Annotated in this window: 6 protein-coding genes; 4 read left to right on the top strand and 2 right to left on the bottom strand. The window is 33.9% G+C overall.

What is annotated here, in order from left to right; genetic code table 11:
* Positions 1-132: 132 nt before the first annotated feature.
* Positions 133-603 (top strand): YbaK/EbsC family protein, encoded by a 471-nt coding sequence (locus ADJ83_RS22805; protein ID WP_031540274.1) that lies wholly within the window; start codon positions 133-135, stop codon positions 601-603.
* A 100-nt stretch (positions 604-703) separates the two neighbouring features.
* Here ADJ83_RS22805 and lexA read toward each other — a convergent pair whose 3' ends face one another.
* Positions 704-1324 (bottom strand): transcriptional repressor LexA, encoded by a 621-nt coding sequence (lexA, locus tag ADJ83_RS22800; protein ID WP_031540276.1) that lies wholly within the window; start codon positions 1322-1324, stop codon positions 704-706.
* 156 nt (positions 1325-1480) lie between these two features.
* On the opposite strand from lexA, the gene yneA reads away from it, so the two are divergent.
* The 3 genes from yneA to ADJ83_RS22785 all read left to right on the top strand — a co-directional run bounded on the left by yneA (position 1481) and on the right by ADJ83_RS22785 (position 2933).
* On the top strand, positions 1481-1792 hold the full coding sequence (gene yneA, locus ADJ83_RS22795) for a cell division suppressor protein YneA (protein WP_031540277.1): 312 nt from the start codon (positions 1481-1483) through the stop codon (positions 1790-1792).
* 25 nt (positions 1793-1817) lie between these two features.
* Positions 1818-2477: a YneB family resolvase-like protein gene (locus ADJ83_RS22790; RefSeq protein WP_031540278.1), complete on the top strand. Its 660-nt coding sequence runs from the start codon at positions 1818-1820 to the stop codon at positions 2475-2477.
* 222 nt (positions 2478-2699) lie between these two features.
* Complete coding sequence (locus ADJ83_RS22785) at positions 2700-2933, top strand: DUF896 domain-containing protein (protein WP_031540279.1); 234 nt, start codon at positions 2700-2702, stop codon at positions 2931-2933.
* A 261-nt stretch (positions 2934-3194) separates the two neighbouring features.
* Here ADJ83_RS22785 and ADJ83_RS22780 read toward each other — a convergent pair whose 3' ends face one another.
* Positions 3195-4508 carry an IS1380 family transposase gene (locus ADJ83_RS22780; RefSeq protein WP_016205278.1) on the bottom strand — a complete coding sequence of 438 codons (1314 nt, stop codon included), beginning with the start codon at positions 4506-4508 and terminating at the stop codon, positions 3195-3197.
* Positions 4509-4660 lie beyond the last annotated feature (152 nt).

The following is a 4660-nucleotide window of genomic DNA, read 5'->3' as shown; positions in this document are numbered from 1 at the left end:
TAAAAAGGGAGCTAAAAAAACTCCCACAAAAACTTGACTCAATCGATTCATTTAAAGAATTTGAGCTTTATAGCAATTAATGATATATTTTAAATTATTAAAAAAAAAGGAATATTCAGGGAGTGTCATGCGTTGTCATTAGAAAATGTTCAAATTCATTTAAGTAAATGGAATAGAGAAAAAGATATTCAAGTATTTCAAACGTCTAGCGCTACTGTCTTAGAAGCAGCTGAAACATTAGGGGTAGAGCCAGAAAGAATCGCCAAAACGTTATCTTTCCGGAAAGATGATGATGCCATATTAATAGTTACAGCAGGGGATGCGAAAATTGATAACAAAAAATTTAAGCAAATCTTTGCAGAAAAAGCAAGGATGCTAGCGCCAGAAGAAGTATTGGAAAAAACAGGCCATGCAGTTGGTGGTGTTTGTCCTTTTGGGTTAGTAGAAAATTTGCCTGTCTATATGGATGAATCGCTAAAACGATTTACCACTGTTTTCCCAGCATGTGGAAGCAGTAATTCAGCGATCGAATTGACCAATGAAGAGCTATATATATATAGCAATGCAGTTGATTGGGTAGATGTCTGTAAGGAATGGGAATAAAAGGAATCTCCATCTATGAGCATAAATGATACATAGAAAAGGCTTGTCCAAAAATGGGACAAGCCTTTTGCGTGCTCTTATATTCTTATATTGAGAATTATTATTGAATATGACGATATACGCCAATTACTTTCCCAAGAATGCTTACATTACGAAGAATGATTGGTTCCATTGTACTGTTCTCAGGCTGAAGGCGAATAAAGTCGCGTTCTTTAAAGAATCGTTTAACCGTAGCTTCATCTTCCTCTGTCATTGCAACAACAATGTCTCCGTTGTTAGCAGAATGCTGTTGTCTAACGATAACATAGTCACCATCTAATATTCCTGCTTCAATCATACTTTCTCCCATAATTTCTAGCATGAATATTTGTTCATCACTTGGTGCTAGTCTTTCCGGTAACGGGAAATATTCCTCGACATTCTCGATAGCAGTGATAGGCAACCCCGCTGTAACTTTTCCGACTACAGGTACATTAATAATATTATATTTTGGTATATTACTTTCTTCTAAATCCAATATTTCAATAGCTCTAGGTTTTGTTGGATCACGACGGATTAATCCTTTACTCTCTAATCTTGCTAAATGGCCATGAACAGTTGAACTGGATGCAAGTCCAACAGCCTCTGCAATTTCACGAACAGAAGGTGGATATCCTTTTAGCTTTACTTCTTCTTTTATGTATTCTAGTATGTCTAATTGCCTCTTTGAAAGCTTCTGCATTATACGCACCTCGTTAAATTATTCTTGTACTAATTATAGCACGTTCTATATAAGGATACAAACATAAGTTCTATTTTGTTGTTGACAGGAAACGTTTGTTCGTATTAAACTAATTGCATAAACGAACATACATTCTAAATAAAGGTGGAATTATAAATGTCTAAATTGTGGGAAAAATATTCTTATACTATTATTCTTTTAATTTGTGGTTTTATAGCGTGTATAATGATTGTAGCGAATACTGGACAACCAGATTCTAGTAAATATGTGTCGATTACGGTAAAAAATGGTGAAACGGTATGGCAATTATCTAATGAATATGCCGGATCCTATAATATGACCAAAAAACAATTTATTAAATGGATTGAAGAGCATAATAATGTAGCTGCAAATAATATTTCAGCAGGAGAAGAATTAGTCATTCCAGTAAAAGTAGAGGATCATCAATTAATGTTAGCATCAGAATAATAGAAAAGGAATCTAGTAAGTAATGATGAATAAAAAGAATGAAAAGAATGCAATAATCTATTGTCGAGTGAGTACAGATAAAGAAGAACAGACAACTTCCCTAGCAAGGCAGGAAGAGGAATTAGTAGAGTTAGCAAATAAAATGGATTTTCAAGTGAAAAGAATCATATCGGAAAGAGCCAGTGGTTACGACTTAGATAGAGAAGGGCTACTTGAGCTTTTATCGATTATAAAAGAAGAAGAAATTTCGTCGATTTTAATACAGGATGAAACAAGATTAGGAAGGGGAAATGCAAGGATAGCGATTCTTCATTGCATTTTAAAGGAAAATGTTAAACTTTATAGTATCTCTTCCTCAGGAGAGCTTACTCTTTCAGAAGCCGATACGATGGTTTTACAGATTGTTAGCATAGTGGAAGAATATCAACGGAAAATACATAATTTAAAGATAAAAAGAGGCATGAGAAGAGCTGTAGAAAATGGGTATCGCCCAGACAAGAATTTAAAAAACTTAGGGGATCATTCAGGTCGACAGAAGTTAGATGTTCCCATAGAGGAAATCGTAAAACTAAAGCAAAATGGGTTAACATTTACAGAAATAACCTCCACTTTAAAGGGACTTGGATATCATTTTTCAAAGGCGACTATTCATCGCAGATATCAAGAATATATGGAGAAGCTATAATAGGAAAGACTAGATTACTTCTATGCTATGCTTAAAAATAGGAATGTACATGTATTTATGATATAATAGATTTTCAATTAGCCAGTTCATTTTTATAGACTGAGCTTTTTATTTTTGCTTTTATAAATAACCACCTTTAGTCCATACATGTAAACACAGCAAAAGTAAATGAAGAAGACTATTAAACAGAAATCATATACTATTTCTATAAAGGAGTTTAAAATGTTTCCTAAAAATAAACTTGATCGCATAAATGAACTTGCAAAAAAGAAAAAAGAGAATGGCCTAACACATGAAGAAGCAAAAGAACAAACTAAGCTCCGTGGTGAGTATTTGAAAAATTTCCGTTCCACAATGGTAAATACGATTGAAAATGTAAAGATTTTTGATCCAAAAGGTAATGATGTAACACCACAAAAAGTGAAAGATATACAAAACAAAAAAAAGATGCACTAAGTTTCATGCTCGCGTCCTAAAAAAAGGGCTGTTGTTTATGAACGAAGAAAAATATATAAACCTGAAATATTCATAGCACTTTAAAAGATGCACGTTTTTCTAAAATGCAGGTGAGAGTTTTCTATCTTTTTATAAGATTGAACATTTTCTAACCTTTAAAATCTAATTAATTTATTTCCCATTGGAAATGTCCTATTTTTAGGCAGACTTCTCCCCTTAACTGAAATTTAAATTTTTTTCAGTTGGTAAAACCAAGTTAAGCTACTCAATCTGGAGTTTTTGTATTTGACCCAATACGTTCCAAAAGAATTTCTGATAGACAAAACTTGATGACAATTTAAAGTAATAAGATCTACCTGATTTCACTAGTTTACTGGCAACTTTAATAAGCCTTGTACGTATGGTATCAATTTGCATCATCTTTTGACCTTGTGGAAAGCAAATGGTTCGTAACCAATTCGTTAAATTATAAGCAAGCAGGCTTAGCATCATTTTTACCGTGTTGACTTGAAAAGAATGACTATTCATGTGATCCAAATAAAAGCCATTCTTTGATTCCTTGATATAGTTTTCCATCGTTCCTCTTTTTTGATAAGCTCGTACGATGTCTTTTGGAGAAGCTATTTCAAAATTTGTAACAAAAAAGGAATGGGCAAAAAGTAATTCACCAGCTGGTCGTACCGATTGGATAATCACTTTTCTTGGTTTCGACCATGACTTGGCTTGATAAGTGGCTTCTTCAAAATAGCGCTCTGTTTCTGAAACATCTCGTGGTGCAGAAGAAGGATGGTATTCTTTAGCAAGACTTTGTAATTGTAGGTTAGATTTTAATCGGATCACATATAAAACGGATTCCTTTTCACACAATTCGTACAAGTCGGGGACGGCAAACCCACTGTCTCCACGAAGGAATAAATTCGTTTCAGGGAACTTTTGGTTGTAGTGTTCAATTAATGGCTGAATAAACTCAACAATACCATTTGAAGTATATACATTTCCGGGACGAAGCTTCGCTTTAAGAAAGTCACCTGTAGCACCATCAAAAGCAACCAATGGATGAAAACCCATTGTTCCATAATGCGTATTGTAGGAAGAATCCTCTTGATTTCCATAAGTATCAGAATGGGTTGAATCCAAATCGATAAATAAAGCTTCGGACCCCCGAAATGAATGGATTTTATCAAGTAATTCTTGGTTTGCTTGATTTAAATGATCAATAGACTCTTTATCAAAACGTGTGTAAAAACGAGATAAACTCGGTTGTGAAGCGAGCGCTGGCGTTCCTATGATTTGGGTGAAAACTGGATCTTTCGTTAAATGATCAGCTGCATCATCCTCGGAATAGCCCGCAATCATTTGATAAATCTTTTGACGTAATAAGTTCTCGTTTGAATGGAGGTAATAGGCCCTAGAATCGTTTAACCTCAAATGGTTTTCTAGTGTTTTTGAAAATCCAATTTTCTCATCGAATTCCCTAAAAAGAAATTCACCAGTATCGGAGGACAGATCCCCTCCATCATTTGACAATTTAATTTTGCGATTGAAATCAAGGGTAATTTGCGGTAAAGTAGCCATTATAAGAATCCTTTCTGTGGTTATTTCGTCGTTGTTTTAACCTTATCAGAAATGGATTCTTTTTTCATTTATCAAGTGAATTAACATTTAACAAAAAAGCTTATTGGAATAACGATTGTAACCAATTAATGATTTTCTATGAATAATTCAGG

This window comes from Bacillus sp. 522_BSPC, assembly GCF_001076885.1.
GTDB classification, from domain to species: domain Bacteria; phylum Bacillota; class Bacilli; order Bacillales; family Cytobacillaceae; genus Niallia; species Niallia hominis.
Note: the sequence above shows the minus strand (reverse complement) of the source record. Positions and strands in the feature narration are given on the sequence as shown.

Bases quoted from the DNA above. Each gene is read 5' to 3' on its own strand.
- lexA (WP_031540276.1), bottom strand. From the start codon at position 1,324: ATGCAGAAGCTTTCAAAGAGGCAATTAGACATACTAGAATACATAAAA.
- yneA (WP_031540277.1), top strand. From the start codon at position 1,481: ATGTCTAAATTGTGGGAAAAATATTCTTATACTATTATTCTTTTAATT.
- ADJ83_RS22790 (WP_031540278.1), top strand. From the start codon at position 1,818: ATGAATAAAAAGAATGAAAAGAATGCAATAATCTATTGTCGAGTGAGT.
- ADJ83_RS22785 (WP_031540279.1), top strand. From the start codon at position 2,700: ATGTTTCCTAAAAATAAACTTGATCGCATAAATGAACTTGCAAAAAAG.
- ADJ83_RS22780 (WP_016205278.1), bottom strand. From the start codon at position 4,508: ATGGCTACTTTACCGCAAATTACCCTTGATTTCAATCGCAAAATTAAA.